Annotated in this window: 19 protein-coding genes, 1 tRNA gene and 1 pseudogene; 8 read left to right on the top strand and 13 right to left on the bottom strand. The window is 67.8% G+C overall.

Annotated features, from left to right (window positions below; all coding sequences use genetic code 11):
• Positions 1-233 precede the first annotated feature (233 nt).
• From ychF to VA603_RS06660, 8 genes are all read right to left on the bottom strand, one after another.
• On the bottom strand, positions 234-1325 hold the full coding sequence (gene ychF / locus VA603_RS06625; RefSeq protein ID WP_132864883.1) for a redox-regulated ATPase YchF: 1092 nt from the start codon (positions 1323-1325) through the stop codon (positions 234-236).
• A gap of 72 nt (positions 1326-1397) precedes the next feature.
• Positions 1398-1979, bottom strand: a complete 582-nt coding sequence (gene pth / locus VA603_RS06630) for an aminoacyl-tRNA hydrolase (protein ID WP_132864884.1) — start codon at positions 1977-1979, stop codon at positions 1398-1400.
• A gap of 53 nt (positions 1980-2032) precedes the next feature.
• Positions 2033-2635 (bottom strand): 50S ribosomal protein L25/general stress protein Ctc, encoded by a 603-nt coding sequence (locus VA603_RS06635; RefSeq protein WP_132864885.1) that lies wholly within the window; start codon positions 2633-2635, stop codon positions 2033-2035.
• Between the two features lie 106 nt (positions 2636-2741).
• Positions 2742-3701 carry a ribose-phosphate diphosphokinase gene (locus VA603_RS06640; RefSeq protein WP_132864886.1) on the bottom strand — a complete coding sequence of 320 codons (960 nt, stop codon included), beginning with the start codon at positions 3699-3701 and terminating at the stop codon, positions 2742-2744.
• Positions 3702-3814: 113 nt separating this feature from the next.
• A tRNA-Gln gene (locus VA603_RS06645) sits at positions 3815-3891 on the bottom strand.
• 3 nt (positions 3892-3894) lie between these two features.
• Entirely contained in the window at positions 3895-4773 is an 879-nt protein-coding gene (ispE, locus tag VA603_RS06650) for a 4-(cytidine 5'-diphospho)-2-C-methyl-D-erythritol kinase (protein WP_323438316.1), read from the bottom strand.
• Entirely contained in the window at positions 4770-5429 is a 660-nt protein-coding gene (lolB, locus tag VA603_RS06655) for a lipoprotein insertase outer membrane protein LolB (RefSeq protein ID WP_192286606.1), read from the bottom strand. The genes ispE and lolB overlap by 4 nt, the downstream gene beginning before the upstream one ends.
• The gene (locus VA603_RS06660) at positions 5426-7111 is read right to left on the bottom strand and encodes a tetratricopeptide repeat protein (RefSeq protein ID WP_323438317.1); all 1686 of its coding nucleotides are present in this window, start codon (positions 7109-7111) and stop codon (positions 5426-5428) included. Before VA603_RS06660 ends, lolB begins: the two co-directional genes overlap by 4 nt.
• Before the next feature lie 67 nt (positions 7112-7178).
• On the opposite strand from VA603_RS06660, the gene hemA reads away from it, so the two are divergent.
• The 4 genes from hemA to ppk2 all read left to right on the top strand — a co-directional run bounded on the left by hemA (position 7179) and on the right by ppk2 (position 12405).
• On the top strand, positions 7179-8462 hold the full coding sequence (hemA, locus tag VA603_RS06665; RefSeq protein ID WP_132864889.1) for a glutamyl-tRNA reductase: 1284 nt from the start codon (positions 7179-7181) through the stop codon (positions 8460-8462).
• Complete coding sequence (gene prfA, locus VA603_RS06670) at positions 8440-9525, top strand: peptide chain release factor 1 (RefSeq protein ID WP_132864890.1); 1086 nt, start codon at positions 8440-8442, stop codon at positions 9523-9525. The genes hemA and prfA overlap by 23 nt, the downstream gene beginning before the upstream one ends.
• Positions 9526-9863: 338 nt before the next feature.
• Entirely contained in the window at positions 9864-11576 is a 1713-nt protein-coding gene (locus VA603_RS06675) for an O-linked N-acetylglucosamine transferase, SPINDLY family protein (RefSeq protein ID WP_323438318.1), read from the top strand.
• Positions 11577-11619: 43 nt separating this feature from the next.
• Entirely contained in the window at positions 11620-12405 is a 786-nt protein-coding gene (gene ppk2, locus VA603_RS06680; RefSeq protein WP_323438319.1) for a polyphosphate kinase 2, read from the top strand.
• Positions 12406-12491: 86 nt separating this feature from the next.
• Here ppk2 and VA603_RS06685 read toward each other — a convergent pair whose 3' ends face one another.
• The gene (locus tag VA603_RS06685; RefSeq protein WP_323438320.1) at positions 12492-13061 is read right to left on the bottom strand and encodes a TlpA family protein disulfide reductase; all 570 of its coding nucleotides are present in this window, start codon (positions 13059-13061) and stop codon (positions 12492-12494) included.
• A complete protein-coding gene (locus VA603_RS06690) occupies positions 13061-14332 on the bottom strand; it encodes a YihY family inner membrane protein (RefSeq protein WP_192286612.1) in 1272 nt (423 codons plus the stop codon). Before VA603_RS06690 ends, VA603_RS06685 begins: the two co-directional genes overlap by 1 nt.
• A gap of 77 nt (positions 14333-14409) precedes the next feature.
• Between VA603_RS06690 and wrbA the strand changes: the two genes are divergently transcribed.
• From wrbA to ybaK, 4 genes are all read left to right on the top strand, one after another.
• Positions 14410-15006, top strand: coding sequence for an NAD(P)H:quinone oxidoreductase (gene wrbA, locus VA603_RS06695; protein ID WP_192286613.1), 597 nt, complete (start codon positions 14410-14412; stop codon positions 15004-15006).
• A complete protein-coding gene (locus VA603_RS06700) occupies positions 15003-15347 on the top strand; it encodes a DUF2069 domain-containing protein (protein ID WP_323438321.1) in 345 nt (114 codons plus the stop codon). Before wrbA ends, VA603_RS06700 begins: the two co-directional genes overlap by 4 nt.
• A 99-nt stretch (positions 15348-15446) precedes the next feature.
• Complete coding sequence (locus VA603_RS06705) at positions 15447-15932, top strand: asparaginase domain-containing protein (RefSeq protein WP_132866171.1); 486 nt, start codon at positions 15447-15449, stop codon at positions 15930-15932.
• On the top strand, positions 15932-16408 hold the full coding sequence (gene ybaK, locus VA603_RS06710) for a Cys-tRNA(Pro) deacylase (protein ID WP_323438322.1): 477 nt from the start codon (positions 15932-15934) through the stop codon (positions 16406-16408). Before VA603_RS06705 ends, ybaK begins: the two co-directional genes overlap by 1 nt.
• Positions 16409-16526: 118 nt before the next feature.
• Here the strand turns inward: ybaK and VA603_RS06715 are convergent, their stop codons facing one another.
• The 3 genes and pseudogenes from VA603_RS06715 to VA603_RS06725 form a co-directional block, all read right to left on the bottom strand.
• Positions 16527-16913: a proprotein convertase P-domain-containing protein gene (locus VA603_RS06715; protein ID WP_323438337.1), complete on the bottom strand. Its 387-nt coding sequence runs from the start codon at positions 16911-16913 to the stop codon at positions 16527-16529.
• Positions 16893-18626 (bottom strand): annotated as a pseudogene (locus tag VA603_RS06720) (S8 family peptidase); the annotation flags it as partial. The pseudogene VA603_RS06720 and the gene VA603_RS06715, both read right to left, overlap by 21 nt.
• A gap of 311 nt (positions 18627-18937) precedes the next feature.
• Positions 18938-20035, bottom strand: a complete 1098-nt coding sequence (locus VA603_RS06725; RefSeq protein WP_132864899.1) for a branched-chain amino acid aminotransferase — start codon at positions 20033-20035, stop codon at positions 18938-18940.
• Positions 20036-20085 lie beyond the last annotated feature (50 nt).

Below are 20085 nucleotides of genomic sequence, written 5' to 3' on the forward strand. Positions count from 1 at the left end.
CGCCCTCCCCTTGGCTTCGCCAGAGGGAAGGGATGGATGCCAGCACTCGGACGGTTTTCCACACCCCATGTGGAAAGCGATGGGAGAAGCATGTGGATAAGTGCTTGCAGCCATTGCGCGACAAGGCGCTTCAACCACTGGTCAATAATTCACCACATCACACGTATGCACCATCGGGCAGAAACAACAAGGCCCCGCGGTGCGGGGCCTTGTGATGCAGCAACGTCCGCGAATCAGACGTTGAAGCGGAAATGCAGGATGTCGCCTTCCTGCACGCGGTATTCCTTGCCTTCCAGACGCAGGCGGCCGGCTTCCTTGGCACCGGCTTCGCCGCGGTACTTGATGAAGTCGGCGTAGGAAATGGTTTCCGCGCGGATGAAGCCCTTCTCGAAGTCGGTGTGGATCACCGCGGCGGCCTGCGGCGCGGTGGCCCCCTTGCGCACGGTCCAGGCGCGGACTTCCTTCACGCCAGCGGTGAAGTAGGTCTGCAGGCCCAGCAGGTTGTAGGCGGCACGGATCACGCGATTCAGGCCCGGCTCTTCCAGGCCCAGGTCGGCCAGGAAGGTGTCACGGTCTTCGTCGTCCAGCTGCGACAGCTCTTCCTCGATGGCCGCCGACACCGGCACCACTTCGGCACCTTCGGTGGCGGCACGCGCACGCACGGCCTCCAGGTGCGGGTTGTTGTCGAAGCCATCCTCCAGCACGTTGGCGATGTACATCACCGGCTTGAGGGTGAGCAGGAACAGGTCGCGCACCAGCGCCTTTTCTTCATCGTCCAGCCCGACGCTGCGGCCGGACTTGCCATCGGACAGCGCCGCCTGCAGCTTGGCCAGCACCGGCTTGCGCGCGGTCGCTTCCTTGTCGCCGCCCTTGGCGGCACGCTCGGCGCGGTTGAGCGCCTTCTCGACGCTGTCCAGGTCGGCCAGCGCCAGTTCCAGGTCGATGGTGTCGATGTCGGCGATCGGATCGACGCGGCCGGCGACGTGGATGATGTCGGTGTGCTCGAAGCAACGCACCACGTGGGTGATCGCGTCCACTTCGCGGATGTGGGCCAGGAACTTGTTGCCCAGGCCTTCACCGCTGGCGGCACCGGCCACCAGGCCGGCGATGTCGACGAACTCAACCGCGGTCGGCACGACCTTCTGCGGGTTGATGATGCCGGCCAGTTCGTTCAGACGCTGATCCGGTACCGGCACGATGCCGACGTTCGGTTCGATCGTGCAGAACGGGAAATTGGCCGCGGCGATGCCCGCCTTGGTCAGTGCATTGAACAGGGTCGACTTGCCGACGTTGGGCAGACCGACGATGCCGCATTTGATACCCATGCTAACTCCACGATTCGAGATTCCGGCTTGCGCTCTCCCGCGGGCCATCGCCCGGGAAACCGCAAGCCGCAATCATGGCCGGGCGGTGTGCAACCGCTTCATGGCCTCATTGAAATCCCCTGCCACCGCCAACGGCATCACGTCGATGGCCGCATCGATGGCCTGGTCCATCAGCACCGCATCCTGCGGCGACGGGCGGTTCAACACCCAGCCCACCACGCGGTCCTTGTGGCCGGGATGGCCGATGCCCAGGCGCAGGCGATGGAACTTGCCGTGACCGAGCAGGCGAATGGTGTCACGCAGGCCGTTCTGGCCACCGTGGCCGCCATCGAACTTGAGCCGTGCCACGCCGGGCGGCATGTCCAGTTCATCGTGCGCGACCAGGGTCTGTTCGGGCTCGATCTTCCAGAAGCGCTGTGCGGCGGTGATCGACTTGCCGGAAAGATTCATGAACGTCGACGGCTTGAGCAGCCAGACCGACTGGCCACCGATCTCGACCTTGGCCACTTCGCCGAACAACTTGCTTTCCAGCGTCCAGCGCGCGCCCTGCCGCTGTGCCAGGGCCTCTACGAAATGAAACCCGGCATTGTGCCGGGTCCGGGCGTGCTCGGGGCCGGGGTTACCCAGGCCGACGATCAATCGCAATCCAGTCATCTGTACGAATCATCTGCCTGGCCCGCCCCGAAGGGCGGACCGGGCATTGCCGATTACTCGGCCGATGCTTCTTCAGCGCCGGCGGTCTTGGCGATGACCACGGCGTCGTCGTGGTTCTTGCCCAGCTTCAGCGCCGGGATTTCCACGCCGGCCGGCAGCTTCAGGCCCGACAGGTAGATGATGTCGCCAGCCTTCAGCTCGCCCAGGTCGACTTCGATCGACTGCGGCAGGTCCTTCGGCAGGCAGGCGATGTTCACTTCCTTCAGTTCGTGGGTGACCAGCACGTCGGCGGACTTGCCGGCCGGCGAGGTGTCTTCGTTGATGAAGGTCAGCGGCACCGAAGCGTGCAGCACTTCGTTGTCGTTCACGCGCTGGAAGTCCAGGTGCATGACCAGCTGCTTGTACGGGTGACGCTGCATGTCACGCAGCAGCACCTTGTGGATGGTGCCGTCGAGGTTCAGGTCGATGATCGACGAGTAGAACCAATCGTTGAACTGGGCCAGCCAGATTTCGTTGTGGTTGAACTGAACCTTCACCGGCTCGCGATCACCACCGTAAACGATGCCCGGCACCACGCCAGCGTGACGCAGGCGGCGGCTCGCACCCTGACCTTGCACGTCACGACGGGCGACCTTGATTTCGTGAGACTTTGCCATTGTTGACTACTCTAGGTTGATGCACCGCCTCGCGGCGCTGCGTAAAGACTCTTCCGCGACCAGAAGAGCCTGTTGTGATCCCCGGCGGGCGCCAGGGACCGGAAAATCAATCCACGTACATCGAGCTGACCGACTCACCGAAGGCGATGCGGCGCATCGTCTCGGCCAGCATCTCGGCCACGCTGATCTGGCGGATCTTGGGACAGACGCGGGCCACTTCGGACAGCGGGATCGTGTCGGTCACCACCAGCTCGTCGAGCTGGGAGTTGTTCAGGTTGTCCACCGCCGGGCCGGAGAGCACGGCGTGGGTGCAGTACGCGGCCACCTTCAGCGCGCCACGCGCCTTGAGGGCGGCAGCGGCGGCGCACAGGGTGCCGGCGGTGTCGACGATGTCGTCGACCATCACGCAGGTCTTGCCCTCGACGTCACCGATGATGTTCATCACGGTGGCGACGTTGGCACGCGGACGGCGCTTGTCGATGATGGCCAGGTCGGCATCATCCAGGCGCTTTGCCACGGCGCGGGCGCGTACCACGCCGCCGACGTCCGGGCTGACCACGATCAGGTTGTCGGTGCCGTAGGCGCGCCAGATGTCGGCGAGCAGCAGCGGCGAGGCGTACACGTTGTCCACGGGCATGTCGAAGAAGCCCTGGATCTGGTCGGCGTGCAGGTCGACCGTGAGGATCTGGTCGGTGTTCACGGCCGAGAACATCTTGGCGGCGACCTTGGCGGTGATCGGCACGCGCGAGGAACGCATGCGGCGATCCTGGCGGGCGTAGCCGAAGTACGGCACCACCGCGGTGACGGAGGCGGCGCTCGCGCGCTTGAGCGCATCGATGATCACCAGCAGTTCCATCAGGTTTTCCGCGCTCGGCGCGCTGGTCGGCTGCACCACGAAAACGTCCTGCTTGCGGACGTTTTCCTGGATCTCGACCTGCACTTCACCGTCGGAGAACTTCGACACCAGGGCCTTGCCCGGGCGAACCCCCAGCTCCTTGCAGATGCTTTGCGCAAGGCGCTTGTTGGCATTGCCGGAAAAGACCAGCAGGTTCGGGGAGTCTTGCATGACAGCTCTCTCGGGCGGGGGACGAGTAGCGGAAGGATCGGCGGGTTACTGCAGAGATGATGCGTGTTCCGGGGCGCGCACATCCGTTGCGCTTACAACCACAGGGAAAGGAATGGCAGGGGCGGTAGGATTCGAACCTACGAATGCCAGGATCAAAACCTGGTGCCTTGGGCCTCTTGGCGACGCCCCTGCATCAAACTATTCCCGTCGTCTCCAGCGCATCGAGCAGTGGCGAGTGGTCAACACCCGCGGCCACCCAAGCCCGCAGTTCCTTCGGCAACTTCGCCAATGCCTGCTCTGCGGCAGCGCGCGTGGCGAACTCGACGAAACAACCGCTTCCCGACCCCGTGAGCCGTGCCCGACCGATACCTGACAGGGCCTGGAACGCCACCTCGATGGCAGGTTCCCGACGCCGCAGCACCGGTTCGAACGCATTCCCGAGGACGGTCCCGGAAGCGAAGTCCGCTATTTTCACGGGCGCGGCATCCCGCGTCAAATCCGGCGAACGGAAAAGTTCAGCCGTGGGCACGTGAACCCCCGGATCGGCCAGCACATACCAAGCCTGCGGCAGCCGGATCGGCAGCAGTTCCTCGCCCACGCCCTCGGCCCAGGCGCTGCGGCCGCGCACGAACACGGGCACGTCGGCACCCAGCGCCAGACCGAGGGTGGCCAGCGCATCCTCGTCCAGTCCCGTGCCCCACAGCGCATTCAGGGCGACCAGGACCGTGGCGGCATCGGATGAACCACCGCCGAACCCACCGCCCGCAGGAATACGCTTTTCAACGCGGATATCGACACCTTTGGCGCAATTGGCGGCACTTTTAAGCGCGAGCGCCGCGCGCACCACCAGATCATCGGCCTCGGCCACACCCGGCACCGAGGGCCCCTCGCGATGAACCTGACCATCTTCACGCACGCGCAGGCCGATGCGGTCACCCCAGTCCAGCAGCCGGAACACGGTCTGCAGCACGTGGTAACCGTCGGGGCGGCGCCCGGTGATGTGAAGAAACAGGTTCAGCTTGGCCGGGGCCGGCCAGAACGACCAGCCTGCGGCATCGGGACGGAGGCTCATGGTGCGCCGATGCTCCATTCATCGACGATCAGGCGCACCTTGGCGTCGCCATTGACCGCTTCGATGCGGCGCGGCAGTGCAGGCCGGCCGGCTTCGGCCGGGTACCAGTCTAGGTAGTCGACCTGCCAGCCCTGCTGCCGCAGCACGCGCGGGCGCCCTTCGGCATCGAACCCCAGGTGTTCCGGGGCGATGGCCCCTTGTGCAGGCAGACCACGCACCCAGTCCGGCAACTGCTCGACCGGGATCTCCCAGCCGGTCGCCTCGGCCAGCACCTGGCCGGCGTCGTCACCACTGCGCGGACCACCGTCCAGCCCTTCCAGGCGGGCCGGCTGACCGTCACCACCGCTCAGCTGCCAGCTCTGCCGGGTCACCGGCGCGGCGAGGCTGATCTGGTAACCGCCCCCCTGCTGCTGCCAGTCGATCCGACCATTGCCGCCGTTACGGCCCTTGCTGATCGCCACGCGCCCCTGGAACGCCCAGGCCGGCTGCGCGCGCAGCGCATCGCGCCGGGCCTGCTCGGCGGCCTGCGCCTGCGCCGACACCTCGGCCACTTCCGGCGTGACCGGCGATGCCTGCCGCGTTGAAACCGAGCCACAGGCGCTGAGCACCCCGGCCATCACCAGCACCCACGGCGCCCGCCACGTCATCTGATTCATACACCCAGTTTCTCGATCGCGCGCAGCAGCGCGCGGTTGTCCGGATCCAGTTTGCGGGCCTCGTCGAAGAAGCGCCGCGCCTCTTCCTTCTGCCCCGTCACCCACAGCACTTCACCCACGTGCGCGGCCACTTCCGGATCCTTGGTCAGGCTCCAGGCGCGGCGCAGCTGCACCAGTGCCTCTTCGTTGCGCCCCAGCCGGTACAGCACCCAGCCATAGCTGTCGATGATGGCCGAGTTGTCCGGCTCGGCGACGCGCGCACGCTCGATCAGCTCCAGCGCCTCCTGATAGCGATGGGTGCGATCGGCCAGGGTGTAGCCCAGTGCATTGAGCGCGGCCACGCTTTCCGGCTCGGCGACCAGGATCTTGCGCAGGTCCGCCTCGGCACGCGGCACGTCGTCCTTGCGCTCCCAGGCCAATGCGCGCGCATACAGCAGCGCGCTGTCATCCGGGTAGGCGGACAGGCCGCGGGTCAGCACGTCCACCTCGGCGGCGCTGTCGCCGTCACGCTGTTGCAGGTCCGATTCGAGCAGGTAGGCGTCCCGGCGAACGTCATCGTCGACGGAAGCATCACCCTGCACCTCATGCACTTCCTTGAAGGCCTGGGCCTTCTCGCCCATCAGGTGCAGCGCGTTGACCGCGCGCAGCTGCGCCTCGCCACGCTGGTCGCCGCCGGGCACGCCGTGGTACCAGTCCACCGCCTCCTGGTACCGCTTGAGGTACTCGGCGATCTTGCCCAGCAGCAGGCGCTGCTCCGGGTCCGGCTTGCTGGCCTTGGCCGAGATATCCTCGTACAGCGCGAGCAGCGCGGCATCGTCCTTCTGCTTGGCCATCAACGAGGCACGCATGCCCCAGCTGTGCAGGTCCTGATCGCCCTGCGCCAGCACCTGTTCGGCGGCCTTGGGCTCGCCGAGCGCGTCGTAGGCGATGGCCAGCGCATTGCGCAGCTCGACGTCGGCCGCGGCCTTGGGCTCGATGTCCTTGAGCAGCGCCAGCGCCTCCTCCTTCTTGCCCGCCTGGTTCAACTGCGTGGCGTGCAGCAGCACCACCCGCGGCTCCTCGGGGAAACGCCTGACCACTTCACCCACCATCCGCTGGGCCAGCTCCGGGCGCTCCATGCGCAGCGCCAGGCGGCCGAACTCCTGCCATGCCTCCAGGTCCTCGGGAATCGCATTGGCATCGATCAGCATGCCCAGCACCTGCGCCGGCACCGCCGGGTCACGCCCACCGGTGGCCAGCGCCAGCAGGGCGTTGCGCCAGGCGTTCGGCTCGGGGGAACGCAGCACCACCAGCAGTTCCTTGCGCGCGGTTTCGACATCGCCCTTGCGCATGGCCAGCGAGGCCCGGGTGGCACGTACCGCGATCGCGCCCGGATCACGCTGCGCCCACAGCGCCAGCGCCTGGGTGGCGCGCTCGTCGTCACCGGCCAGCATGGCGATGCGGGTGGCCCGTTCAGCCAGCCCCACGTCGCCGCGCGCCTCCTGCGCGGCCTGCAGGTACCAGCGGGCGGCATCGGGCAACTTGCCGGCCTGCAAGGAAAATTCACCGGCAAGGACCGGTGTCAGCGGCGGCGCGGCTTCGGCCGCCGGCCGCGCCTGGGCGGCCTTGGCCGGGGCCGCCGACAGCGGGAAAACCGGCAGGGAAAGCAACAGAACGGTGCATATGCGATGGAATACGGGCATCTGGCGCAACCGGGCCGTAAAATGGCGGCCTTCAACAGCCAGCAGCTTATCGCAAGCAACTGAACAGATGACCCTCTGGGTGCTCGGACTGAATCACCACACTGCGCCGGTGGAACTGCGCGAACGCGCCGCCTTCGGTGGCGACGTGCTGCCGCGCGCGATGGATTCATTGCGCCAGAGCCCGCAGCTGTCCGAGGCGGTCCTGCTGTCCACCTGCAACCGCACCGAGCTGTACGCGGTGGCCGAGGATGGCCAGGCCCTGCAGCAGTGGCTGGAGCAGCATGCCGGCGACCTGCAGGGCTACCTGTACCAGCACGCCGACGGCGAAGCGGTGCGCCACCTGTTCCGCGTCGCCACCGGGTTGGACTCGATGGTGCTCGGCGAGCCGCAGATCCTGGGCCAGGTGAAGGACGCCTGGTCGCTGGCCCACGACAGCGGCGCCATCGGCCACCAGCTGGACAAGCTGTTCCAGCAGACCTTCTCCGTGGCCAAGCGCGCACGCACCGATACCCGCGTGGGCGCCAACCCCATCTCGGTGGCTTCCACCGCGGTACGGCTGGCGCAGGACTCGTTCGCACGCATGGACGAATCCACCGTGCTGCTGGTCGGCGCCGGCGAGACCATCGAACTGGCCGCCAAGCACCTGGGCGAAGCCCGGGTGAAGCGCCTGCTGATCGCCAACCGCACCCTGGCCCATGCGCAGGACCTGGCCACCCGCCACGGTGGCGTGGCGTTGCCGCTGACCGAGCTGGAACGCCACCTGGGCGAGGCGGACGTGGTGTTCTCCGCCACCGCCGCACGCGAGCCGGTGATCCTGCACCGCCAGGTCGCCAGCGCCCTGCGCAGCCGCAAGCACAAGCCGATGCTGTTGTTCGACCTGGCGGTGCCACGCGACATCGAGGCCGAGGTGGGCACGCTGTCCGACGCCTACCTGTACACGGTCGATGACATGGAGCGTGCCGTCGAGGAAAACCGCCGCAGCCGCCGCGAGGCCGCCGCCGAGGCCGAGGCGATCATCGACCTGCAGGTCTCGCGCTACCAGGACAACCTGCGCGCGGCCAGCCTGCAGGCCCCGATGCGCCAGCTGCGCGCCTTCGGCGAGGCCACCCGCGCCGAACTGCTGGCCAAGGCCCGGCAGCAGCTGGCCCATGGCAAAGAGGCCGATGAAGTCCTGGAGCAACTGGCGCACGGCCTGACCAACCGCCTGCTGCACCCGCCCACCGCAGCGCTTCGCCAGGCCGCGCTGGAAGGCGATACTGACCTTACCCGCGCCGCCGAGCGCCTGTTCCCGGCCACGCCCGGGTACCACCACCCCGTAGCGAGAACCGATGACGCCGACCCTGCGCCGTAAGTTGCTGGCCCTGGCCGAGCGCCGTGAAGAACTGGAACGTCTGCTGGCCGACCCTTCCGTGGTCGCCGACAACGAACGCTTCCGCAATTTCTCCCGCGAGTTCGCACAACTGGAGCCGGTGGCCAACGCGCTGGCCGAGGAGTCGCGCGCCAAGGCCGACCTGGCCTCGGCCGAGGCCATGCGCGGCGACCCGGATCTGCGCGAGCTGGCTGAAGAGGAAATCAGCGCTGCCCAGCAGCGCCTGCAAGCTCTGGACGAGGAACTGGCGCTGCTGCTGGTGCCGCGCGACCCACGCGATGAAGGCAACCTGTTCCTGGAAGTGCGCGCCGGCACCGGTGGCGACGAGGCGGCGATCTTCGCCGGCGACCTGTTCCGCATGTACGCCCGCTACGCCGAGCGGCAGGGCTGGAAGGTGGAGATCGAGTCGGACAACCCCGGTGAGCATGGTGGCTACAAGGAAGTGGTGGCACGCGTGGTCGGCCGCGGCGCCTACTCGCGGCTGAAGTTCGAATCCGGCACGCACCGCGTGCAGCGCGTGCCCGCCACCGAATCGCAGGGGCGCATCCATACCTCGGCGGCGACGGTGGCGATCATCCCCGAAGCCGATGACGTGGAAGACATCACCCTCAACCCGGCCGACCTGAAGGTGGACACGTTCCGCTCCTCGGGCGCCGGCGGCCAGCACGTCAACAAGACCGAATCGGCGATCCGCATCACCCACGTCCCGAGCGGCGTGGTGGTCGAATGCCAGACCGAGCGCAGCCAGCACGCCAACCGCGACAAGGCGATGAAGCGACTGAAGGCGCAGTTGCTGGACGCCGAGCGCAGCAAGCAGGCCGCGGCGCAGGCGGAAAGCCGACGCCTGCAGGTCGGCAGCGGGGACCGCAGCCAGCGCATCCGCACCTACAACTTCCCGCAGGGCCGCATCACCGACCACCGCGTGGAAGGGCTGACGCTGTACGACCTGCCCAACATCATCGAAGGTGAGCTGGATGCGTTGGTGAGCCGCCTGCAGCACGAGCACCAGGTGGACGAGCTGGCGCGGTTGGCCGAAGGCAGCTGAGGCCTTGTTCTACGGCCTCGCTTGAGGCTGCGGGGAAGGTTTCGAAGCAAAAACGAAACACCCCTCCCCAATCCTCCCCTTCGCTACGCGAAAGGGAGGGGGCCGACGCGTCGACTGACGGCCGGCTTCCCGCTATTGCTGTTGCCCTGCCCCCTCTCCCGCACGCGGGATGGCTGGGGCGAGGGCAGCCTTTGCTTCGAAGCCTCCTTCACGGCGCCAAACGATGGAGATCGAACAGCAACGCGCGGGTGACCTTCTTGCACGACCCGGGCGACCCAAGCAAAAACCACGCAGGCACGGCAGAATCCCCTGCAGTGCCGTCCGTCGCCGTTGATCCCATGTCCCACGCTTCCAGCGAACGCGCGCAGCTGCGCGCCGCCGTCACCCGCCAACCCGCGGACTTCATTGCCTGGGTCATGCTGGCCGATGCCGAACTCGGTGCCGGTGACATCCAGGCCGGCGAGCACGCCGCGCAACGTGCCCTGCGCCTGCGACCGGACCACCCCGAAGCCCTCGCCCGCCTCGGCCGTGTGCGCTGGATGCAGCACCAGCATCAACAGGCGGCCGAACTGCTGCAGCGCGCCTGCCAGCTCGCCCCGCACCATCCGGGCATGGCGCTGTGGCTGGGCCACGTCCTTGAGGATGCCAACCAGCCGGAGGCTGCCGCCGAGGCGTATCGGCGCGCACACGCGCTCGCCCCCGACGAGCCCTACATGGCGGCACAGTTGTTGAACTGGCAACGCCGCCTGTGTGATTGGCGCAACCTCGACGCGCTGTCACGCCAGGTGCGTGATGCGGTCGCGCACGGCAATCCCGCCGTCGAGCCATTCGCCTTCCTCAGCGAGGACGCCAGCCCCGCCGAACAGCTGGCCTGCGCGCGCCAACGCGCACAGGTGCTGGCGCAATCCGTTCCGCGCCTGCCGCCACGCCCGCTGCGCAGCCACGGCCCGTTGCAGGTGGGCTTTCTTTCCAATGGCTTCGGCGCGCATCCCACCGGCCTGCTGACGGTGGCGCTGTTCGAACAGCTGCGCCGGCAACCGCAGCTGCAGGTACAGCTGTTTGCCCTCAACGCCGATGACGGCAGCCCGATCCGGCGACGCCTGCAGGCCGCCGCGCACGTGCTGCATGTGCTTGCAGGCCAACCGCATGCCGCCATCGCGCAGCAGATCCGCGCGGCCGGCATCGACATCCTGTTCGACCTGCGCGGTTGGGGCGGTGGCGGCACCCCGGAAGTACTGGCGATGCGGCCGGCGCCGCTGCAGGTCAACTGGCTGGCCTACCCCGGCAGCTCCGGCGCGCCGTGGATCGACTACCTGCTGGCCGACGGCTTCGTCGTGCCGCATGCGGCCGAAGCGGGCTTCAGCGAGAAGGTGCTGCGCCTGCCGCGCGCCTTCCAGCCCTCGGACAACACCCGCAAGGTGGAGTCCGCGCCGACGCGCGCCGAGTGCGGGTTGCCCGCACAGGGCGTGGTGCTCTGCTGCTTCAACAACAGCTACAAGCTCAATCCGCGCAGCGTCGCCCGGTTGTTGCAGGTGCTGGCCGGCGTGCCCGGCAGCGTGCTGTGGTTGCTGTCCGGCCCCGGCCAGGCCGATCAGCGCCTGCGCCAGGTTGCCCGCCAGCAGGGCCTTGATCCGGAACGGCTGGTGTTCATGCCCAAGTTGCCGCATCCGCAGTACCTGGCCCGCTACCGCCACGCCGACCTGTTCCTGGACACACACCCCTACAACGCACACACCACGGCCTCCGATGCACTGTGGGCCGGCTGCCCGGTGCTGACCACGCCCGGGCAGACCTTCGCCGCGCGGGTGGCCGGCAGCCTCAACCATCACCTCGGGCTGGACGCGATGAACGTCGCCGATGACGCCACCTTCGTCGCCACCGCCATCGCGCTGGGCAATGACCCGGACGCACTGCAGGCAGTGCGCGGGCAGCTGGCGATCGCCCGCGAGCAATCCGGCCTGTTCGACATGGCCGCGTTTGCCGAGGACTTCACCGCCCTGCTGCACGGCCTGGCCCGTGGGCATGGCTGGCGGGGCGATGACGCCGGCTGACACAGGGCTGCGCTAGTCTCGGCATTCCAGACCGGGAGCCATCATGGGCAAGCTCAAGCGCAAGGAATACGAACAGCTGCTGGAACCGATGCAGCTGGAACTGGCGAACATGGCCCGCTGGGCCCAGCATTGCGGGCAGCGCATCCTGGTGCTGTTCGAGGGCCGCGACACCGCCGGCAAGGGCGGCGTCATCCAGGACGTGGCCAAGCACCTGAACCCACGGCAATGCCGCGTGGTCGCCCTGCCCAAGCCCACCGAGCGCGAGGACACGCAGTGGTACTTCCAGCGCCACGTCGCGCACCTGCCGGCCGCCGGCGAGATCGTGCTGATGGACCGCAGCTGGTACAACCGCGCCGGCGTGGAAAAGGTGATGGGCTATTGCACCCAGGCCCAGTACCACGCCTTCCTGCAGCAGACGCCGGTGTTCGAGAAGCTGCTGGTGGACGACGGCATCCTGCTGTTCAAGTACTGGCTGTGCGTGGACCAGGTCCAGCAGGAAAAACGTTTCGCCGAGCGCCGCGAGGATCCGCTCAAGGGCTGGAAGCTCTCGCCGGTGGACCTGAAGTCACGGCTTGCCTATGCCGACTACACCACGGCACGCGAAGCCATGCTGCAGGCCACCCACACCGCCCACGCGCCGTGGACGCTGGTGGACTTCAACGACCAGAAGCATGGCCGCCTGACCCTGATCCGCGACCTGCTCGACCGGCTGCCCGACACCCGCGTCGACGAGCCGCTGGTCGCGCTGCCGCCGCTGCCGGGCAAGCCGAAGAAGGAAAAGTACGGCGTGGTGAAACCGATCGCGTCGGTGCCGATCGGCATCGATTGAGGCCTGCCGGCAACCGCATCGCCCCCGCCATGGCACATGGGCGGGGTTGGGAACCCGGCCTACGTCGGCGCGTTCCGCGCGCCGGGTCAGGCCGCCTTGCCGCCGGCCGCGCTGATGGCCTGCTCGATCTCCTGCGCGTTGACCGGGCCAACGAACTGCTTGGCCACCTTTCCGTCCGGTGCGATCAGGTAGGTCATCGGCAGGCCGCGCGGGGTCGCGAAGTCCTTGGGCGGGTCGTAGACATCGAGGATGGCGATGGGATAAGCCACCGGCCGGGCCTTGAGAAAGCCCTGCATCTCGTCCAGCTCGATGTCCTCGTAGGCCAGCCCCACCACCTCGACGTTGCTGCGCATGGCGTGCAATGCCGACAGCTCCGGCATTTCCTGCAGGCACGGCGCGCACCACGTCGCCCAGAAATTGACCACCACCCACTTGCCGCGGTGGCTGGCCAGGTCGTAGGTCTTGCCGTCGACGGTGGCGACCTGCAACTGCGGGAACTCGGCGGTCTGCTGCACCGCTTCGACCGGCGCGTTGGCCGGTGCCGCCGGTGCCGCCGGTGCAGGTATCGCCGCCTCCGGCGCGGCGGAGGGTGCCTGCGGCGTGCAGCCGGCCAGCACCAGTGCCAGCACGGCGAACGGAACGAGGGTGCGGTTCATCAGGTTTCTCCGGAAGAGGTATAGATATCGTCGACGCGGCGCTTGAGCAGGGTGCGCAGCGGCACGCGCAGCTCATCCAGCGCGCGGCATGCGGCCTGCCCGAGCAGGTCGTCGCGGAATGGCAGGTATTCCTCGGCCACGGGGATGCGCAGCTGCGAGCTTTCGTACAGCTCGGCCAGGCTGAGGCCATCCAGGTCGCGCGCCAGCAGCCACTGCCCGCGCTCGTCGCGGCGCAGCAGGTCGATGCGCTCCATCTGCTCGAGCAGCTGCTGCAGCAGCGAGTCGGTCAGCATCGGTTCGAGCAGCAGGATCTGTTCCTCGTCCAGCCCCTTGCCGTCCTGGCGCGCCTCGCGGAACCGACCGATCAGGCGCAGCAGGCCGTACAGCTCGCAGCCCTGCGGCAGGCGCAGGGCGACCGGCTGGTAACGGAAGGCAGCGATCGAGGAGGCCAGCGAGGCCCCCATCAGCACCGATACCCAGCCCAGGTAGATCCACAACAACAGGATCGGCACGAAGGCCACCGTGCCATACAGTTTCTGGTAGGACTGGAAGCTACCCAGATACAGCCCCATGCCCCACTTCACCAGCTCCAGCATCACCACCGCCAGCAATGCGCCGGGGATGGCATGCCGCCACTTCACCGAGTGGTGCGGCACCACCCGGTAGATCAGCATCACGCACGCCAATTCGATCAGCACCGGCGCCAGGCGCAGGCCCAGGTCGGCCAGCCAACGCCCTTCGTTGGTCCCGAACAGGGGCAGCGACAGCACCTTGGCCGAAACGGCCAACGACGCCGCCGCCAGCAAGGCGCCCAGCGTCAACACCGTCCAGTACACCAGGAAGCGGGTCAACTGCGGGCGTGCCGAAGCCACCCGCCAGATGCGGTTGAAGGTCTGCTCGATGCTGTTGAGGGTGATCAGCAGCGATGCCACCAGGGCGATGAAGCCGGCCGCGGTCAGTTGCCCGGCGCTGGCCGAGAACTGGCGCAGGTAGCCTTCGGCGGCGCGCGCGGCCGAGGGCACGAAATTGGAGAACACGTAGTCGCTGAGCGCTTCGCTCCAGCGGTCGAACATGGGGAATGCGGACAGCACGCCGAACACGACGATCGCCAGCGGCACCAGGGCGAACACCGTGGTGTAGGCCAGCGAGCCGGCGGCCTGGAACAGGCGGTCGTCGATGAAGCGGCGCCACAGGAAGCGTGCGAAGGTCGCCGTACGCGCCCGGTCACGCAGCCGCTCCGTCCATAGATTGAGTGAATCCAGAGGTTCCATTGGAGAAGGGTACCCGATGCAAAGCGCGGCCCGCATCGCCGATACTGCGGACTCCTGCGTGATGAATGGATGGTGTGATGGCGGAAATTCTGGTGCTGTACTACAGCCGCGGCGGTTCGGTGGCCCGGCTGGCCCGGCAGATCGCCCGTGGTATCGGCGAGGTGCCCGGCATGAGCGCCCGACTGCGCACGGTGCCGCCGGTGGCCGCCGTCACCCAGACCAGCGCCCCGCCGGTGCCCGAGGACGGCGCGCCCTACGTGGAGATCGCCGACCTGGCCGAATGCGATGGCATCGTGCTCGGCAGCCCCACCCGGTTCGGCAACATGGCCGCGCCGGTCAAGCACTTCCTCGATGGCCTGGGCGCGGAATGGGTGAACGGTACGCTGGCCGGCAAGCCGGCGGCGGTGTTCACCTCCACCGCCTCGATGCACGGCGGCCAGGAGTCGACGCTGCTGTCGATGCAGGTGCCACTGCTGCACCACGGCTGCCTGATCGTCGGCATCCCGTTCACCGAACCGGCGCTCAGCCATACCACCACCGGTGGCACGCCCTACGGCGCCAGCCACGTCGCCGGTGCACAGGACGACCCGCAGCCCAGCGATGACGAAGCCCACCTGGCCCGCGTGCTGGGCCGGCGCGTGGCCGACATCGCGCGGCGGTTGGCCGCGCCATGAAGTCACGAGTGCGCGACGGGGTCCTGGGCCTGGCGCTGCTGGCGCTGGCGGCCCTGTACGGCATGTGGTTCCGTGCCGACCGTCATCTGGCCGCGGTGCTGCTGGTGTTCGTGGCCCCGCCGCTGCTCCTGCTGGCCGGCGTCATCGCCCGGCGCGCCGGTGCCCGTTTCTGGGCCGGGGTGCTGGCCCTGTTCTGGTTCAGCCATGGCGTGATGAGCGCCTGGGCGCACCGCGAGCTCGCGCTGTACGCCTGGCTGGAGATCGGCCTGTCGCTGCTGGTGATCGGGCTGGTGAGCGTGCCCGGGGTACGTGCGCGGTTCGCGCGGAAGACACCGCGATAGCCGCTGGCACCGGGCCCTGCCCGGGCGGCGGCTTGGATTATCATGCGCAGCATCGCGGCATGGCGCCGCTGGCAGTCACCGCAAGGATTTACCGCAATGATGGAAGAACTCCTGGTCGTCACCACCGGCGGCACCATCGACAAGATCTACTTCGACGACAAGTCCGATTACCAGATCGGCGACCCGCAGATCGGCATGATCCTGCGCGAGCTCGGCGTGACCTTCCGCTTCAACGTGATCCCGATCCTGCGCAAGGACTCGCTGCACATCACCGACGATGACCGCGAGTTGATCCGCGCCACCATCGCCGCCCAGCCCACCCGCCACGTGCTGGTCACCCACGGCACCGATTCGATGGTGGCCACCGGCAAGGTGCTGCAGACCATCGCCGACAAGACCATCGTGATGACCGGCGCACTCAGCCCGGCGCGGTTCCGCGGCTCCGATGCCGAGTTCAACATCGGCTGCGCGATCGGTGCGGTGCAGTCGCTGCCGCCCGGCGTCTACATCGCCATGAATGGCCGTATCTGGGACCCGACCAAGGTCCGCAAGAACGTGGACGCGAACCGCTTCGAAGCCGTCTGATGGCCAAGGGCACCCGCGCCACCGCGGCATTGGACAAGGCCGGCATCGCCCATGGGCTGCACGCCTATGATTACTCGGCCGACGTCGACAGCAAGGGCCTGGCGGCGGCGCAGGCGCTGGGCATCGACCCGGCGCGCATGTTCAAGACGTTGATGGCGTGGGTGGACAAGCAACCGGTGATCGCGGTGATCCCCAGCGACCGCCGGCTGTCGCTGAAGAAGCTTGCCGCCTGTTGCGGGGGCAAGCATGCACAGATGATGGACATCCCCGAGGCCGAACGACGCAGCGGCTACAAGGTGGGCGGCATCAGCCCGTTCGCCCAGCAGCGCCCGGCCGGGGTGGTGTTCGCCCAGGACGCGCGGCTGCACGAGCGCCTGTATATCAATGCCGGACAACGCGGGCTGCTGCTGGACATCGCGCCCGACGATGCCGTGCGTTTCCTGCAGGCCTCCCTGGTCGAAATCTGCGAAGACTGAGCCTTCGCACCGGCACCGCTGCACGCCCGACGCGTAAAAACGGCCCCGGCGGTGCCGGGGCCATTACCTCATGCGCGTTGAGGACGGCGCCACCGAGGGCGCCGTCGTTGCCGCCGGATCAGAACGTGATCGACCAGCGGTTGATCCTGCCGGTATCACCACTGGCCTTGTCGTTCACCCGCAGCTTCCAGGTGCCGTTGAGGGCTTCGCTGGACAGGTTCACGTTGAAGGTCTGCTTGATGTCGTCGGCGCTGCCGCCGGCGTAGTTGCTCAGCACGTACACGCTGCCGTCCGGCGCCACCAGGTCCACCTTCAGGTCCCCCTTCCAGGTGTGGCTGATGTCCACCGCCACCGGCGTCGAGGCGGGCGCATTGCCGCTGCGCCCGGACACGCCGATCGCGCTTTCCACCGTGGCGTTGTCGACGATGTTCACCGCCGTGGCGTTGCTGTAGGTCTGCGCGCCCCCGGTTCCGCCGCCGGTGCTCCAGGTGGCCTGCAGGGTCACCCCCGAATAGGCCGCGTAGGCGTTGAGCATCACGTGGTAGGTACCAGCCGTGGGCGTGGCGAACGTGCAGCTTTCCGCATTGCCGCTCTTGTACGGCCGGCAATCGTAGGTGGAGGTGGTCGGCTGGCTGCCGGCACGCACGTACAGGTCGGCATCTCCACTGCCACCGGAGCTGGCGATCACCAGGTTGCTGGCACCGGCAGGTACCTGCACGGTGTAGTACTGGCTGCTGCCGGCGGCGCCGGACTGGCCGGTCAACGGCACGCCGTTGCCAAGCACCGTGCCACCCGGGTTCGGCGTGGTCCCGCCATTGACCGCATCCACCACCGCCTTGGCATTGAGGATGCCCGGGCCGATGGACTGCGACGGGGTCGACGGGAACGCGGTCACGTTGGCCTTGATCAGCGCCTCCACCTGGGCCGGCGTCTTCGGCGTGGTGGCCACCGCCTGGATCAGCGCCACCACACCAGCCACGTGCGGGGTGGCCATCGAGGTGCCGTTGTAGGCCGCGTAGGTTTCCGTGCCCGGCGTGGTGCTGCCGGTGTTGAGCGTGGACAGGATGTTCGAGCCCGGCGCGGCGATGTCGATCAGCGCGCCGTAGTTGGAGAAGCTCGAACGCGCGCCGGTGCTGGTGATCGAGGCCACCGCGATGACGTTGTTGCAGTTGGCCGGCGAGGCATTGGACACGTTGACGTTGTCGTTGCCGGCGGCGATGACCAGGGTGGTGCCACGGCCGACCGCGCTGTTGATCGCGTTCTGGGTGGTGGTGCCGCAGGCACCGGAGCCGCCGAGGCTGAGGTTGATCACCTCGGCCGGGTTGGCATTGGCCGGCACGCCGGACACGGTGCCACCCGAGGCCCAGACGATGGCATCGGCGATATCCGAGTCATAGCCGCCGCAGGTGCCGAGCACGCGCACCGGCACGATCTTGGCGCCGTAGGCCACGCCGGCCACGCCCTTGGCATTGTTGGTCACCGCCGCGATGGTGCCGGCGACGTGGGTCCCGTGCCAGCTCGACCCCTGCGCGGCATGGATGCCACCGCACTGGTTCGCGCTGACCCAGTCGCCCGGGTCGCTGGGGTCGCTGTCGCGGCCGTCACCGTCGTTGGAAACGCTGGTGTCGTTGATGAAGTCGTAGCCGGGCAGCAGGTTGGCGTTGAGGTCGCTGTGGTTGGTGATGCCGGTGTCGAGCACCGCCACCACCGAGCCGGCCCCGTTGGTCACGTCCCAGGCCTGGTTGGCCTTGATGCCGTAGGTGCCGGAGTAGCCCCACTGCTCGCTGTAGCGCGTGTCATTGGGCGTCAGGCGGACCGTGTTGAGGCGATCGACCTCCACGTATTCCACGTTCGGGTCGGCGGCCAGCTTGCGCATCAGCGTTTCGGCATCGGCACGGTCAAGCTGGGCATCGGCGCGGATCACGTCCGCCCCCACCGCCAGCCGGCGCAGGTGCTGCACGCCCACGCCCTTGCCGGCACGCACCGGCAGCGCGCGCGCCGCCGACCCCAGGGTCCTCTGCAGGGCGGCCTCGCCGGCGAGCTGCCGGCTGTCCTGCTTGTACTTGACGATGAAGCGCTGGTGCGTGGGCGCGCTGTCCAAGCCGGCCAGGTGGACATCACCGGCGAAGGCCGGCGTACACAACAACAGGGAGGACAACGACACCGTGCCTGCTACAACCAACCCACGGCCAAGCCTACGGTCTGATTTGCGTGACATTGATGAGCCCTTCTGCAAGAGGATGCCGCGTTGCGCGGCCAAGGTCCTGCCCGGGCTCCAGACATCGGTGGGGAAGCGTGTATTGCCCGGGTAGGACTACCCGAACCAGTCCCCTGTAACCGATCCGTCGGCCGAGAGTAAACGCCGGATAAACCCCTGCCAAGAGGGTTGCAGGCGAAACCATCGCCTCCGCCACTGCCATAAGTCGCTGTTTCACAAAACAAATGCGATGTAGTTCTCAGATCCTGACAATGAAAAACCCGCCAGGGCACAGGGCCCGGGCGGGTTGGGATCGGTCACGCCGTGGCGGATCAGGCCAGGCGCACCAGCCAGCCGTGGCGGTCCGGCAGGCGGCCGTACTGGATGTCGGTCAGTTCCTTGCGCAGCGACATGGTCACCTCGCCGGCCGGAGCGGCCAGGTCACCCACCGAGAAGCCTTCGCCCTTGAGCTGGCCGATCGGGGTGATCACCGCGGCGGTACCGCAGGCGAACACTTCGGTGATCTCGCCGGAGGTCACGCCCTGCTTCCACTCGTCGATGGACACCTTGCGCTCTTCCACGGTCATGCCGCGGTCGCGCGCCAGCTGCAGGATCGACTCGCGGGTGATGCCTTCCAGGATGCTGCCCGACAGCGCCGGGGTGACCAGCGTGTTGGTCTTGCCGTAGACCAGGAACACGTTCATGCCGCCCAGCTCTTCAAGGTACTTGCCCTCGACCGGGTCCAGGAACAGCACCTGGGAGCAGCCCTGCGCCTGCGCCTGCTGTTGCGGCAGCAGCGAGGCAGCGTAGTTGCCACCGCACTTGGCCGCGCCGGTGCCGCCCTTGGCGGCGCGGGCGTAATCGGTGGACAGCCAGATCGCCACCGGCGCCACGCCCTTGGCGAAGTACGGGCCGGCCGGGCTGGCGATCACGTAGTAGGTGGCCTTGTGCGCGCCGCGCACGCCGAGGAAGGCCTCGTCGCCGATCATGAACGGACGGAAGTACAGGCTGGCTTCGTCCGCGTCGGACACCCAGTCCTTGTCGACCGCGGTGATCTGCTTGAGCGACTCGACGAAGATTTCCACCGGCAGTTCCGGCAGCGCCAGGCGACGGGCCGAGCGCTGCAGGCGCGCACCGTTGGCTTCCGGACGGAAGGTCCAGATCGAGCCGTCGGCGTGGCGGTAGGCCTTGATGCCTTCGAAGATCTCCTGGCCGTAATGCAGCACGGCGGCGGCCGGGTCCAACGAGATCGGGCCGTATGGCGTGACCGCCGCATCGTGCCAGCCGGTGTCCTTGTCCCAGCGTACGGCCACCATGTGGTCGGTGAAGTACAGGCCGAAGCCCGGCTTTTCCAGGATCTTGGCGCGCTCTTCTGCGCTGCGCGGATGGTCCGAACGGGTGACGGCAAAACTCGGGGAAGACTGGGACACCGGATGATTCCTTCCAGATTGCGGGATGGGACACAACGCCGGCGCGGGGG

Origin of the sequence: Stenotrophomonas capsici, from assembly GCF_034961085.1 — a bacterium.
GTDB lineage: Bacteria > Pseudomonadota > Gammaproteobacteria > Xanthomonadales > Xanthomonadaceae > Stenotrophomonas > Stenotrophomonas capsici.

Bases quoted from the DNA above. Each gene is read 5' to 3' on its own strand.
- VA603_RS06635 (WP_132864885.1), bottom strand. From the start codon at position 2,635: ATGGCAAAGTCTCACGAAATCAAGGTCGCCCGTCGTGACGTGCAAGGT.
- VA603_RS06660 (WP_323438317.1), bottom strand. From the start codon at position 7,111: ATGCCCGTATTCCATCGCATATGCACCGTTCTGTTGCTTTCCCTGCCG.
- VA603_RS06705 (WP_132866171.1), top strand. From the start codon at position 15,447: ATGGAAGAACTCCTGGTCGTCACCACCGGCGGCACCATCGACAAGATC.
- ppk2 (WP_323438319.1), top strand. From the start codon at position 11,620: ATGGGCAAGCTCAAGCGCAAGGAATACGAACAGCTGCTGGAACCGATG.
- ybaK (WP_323438322.1), top strand. From the start codon at position 15,932: ATGGCCAAGGGCACCCGCGCCACCGCGGCATTGGACAAGGCCGGCATC.
- VA603_RS06640 (WP_132864886.1), bottom strand. From the start codon at position 3,701: ATGCAAGACTCCCCGAACCTGCTGGTCTTTTCCGGCAATGCCAACAAG.
- VA603_RS06675 (WP_323438318.1), top strand. From the start codon at position 9,864: ATGTCCCACGCTTCCAGCGAACGCGCGCAGCTGCGCGCCGCCGTCACC.
- wrbA (WP_192286613.1), top strand. From the start codon at position 14,410: ATGGCGGAAATTCTGGTGCTGTACTACAGCCGCGGCGGTTCGGTGGCC.
- prfA (WP_132864890.1), top strand. From the start codon at position 8,440: ATGACGCCGACCCTGCGCCGTAAGTTGCTGGCCCTGGCCGAGCGCCGT.
- VA603_RS06700 (WP_323438321.1), top strand. From the start codon at position 15,003: ATGAAGTCACGAGTGCGCGACGGGGTCCTGGGCCTGGCGCTGCTGGCG.
- hemA (WP_132864889.1), top strand. From the start codon at position 7,179: ATGACCCTCTGGGTGCTCGGACTGAATCACCACACTGCGCCGGTGGAA.
- pth (WP_132864884.1), bottom strand. From the start codon at position 1,979: ATGACTGGATTGCGATTGATCGTCGGCCTGGGTAACCCCGGCCCCGAG.
- ychF (WP_132864883.1), bottom strand. From the start codon at position 1,325: ATGGGTATCAAATGCGGCATCGTCGGTCTGCCCAACGTCGGCAAGTCG.
- lolB (WP_192286606.1), bottom strand. From the start codon at position 5,429: ATGAATCAGATGACGTGGCGGGCGCCGTGGGTGCTGGTGATGGCCGGG.
- VA603_RS06690 (WP_192286612.1), bottom strand. From the start codon at position 14,332: ATGGAACCTCTGGATTCACTCAATCTATGGACGGAGCGGCTGCGTGAC.
- ispE (WP_323438316.1), bottom strand. From the start codon at position 4,773: ATGAGCCTCCGTCCCGATGCCGCAGGCTGGTCGTTCTGGCCGGCCCCG.
- VA603_RS06685 (WP_323438320.1), bottom strand. From the start codon at position 13,061: ATGAACCGCACCCTCGTTCCGTTCGCCGTGCTGGCACTGGTGCTGGCC.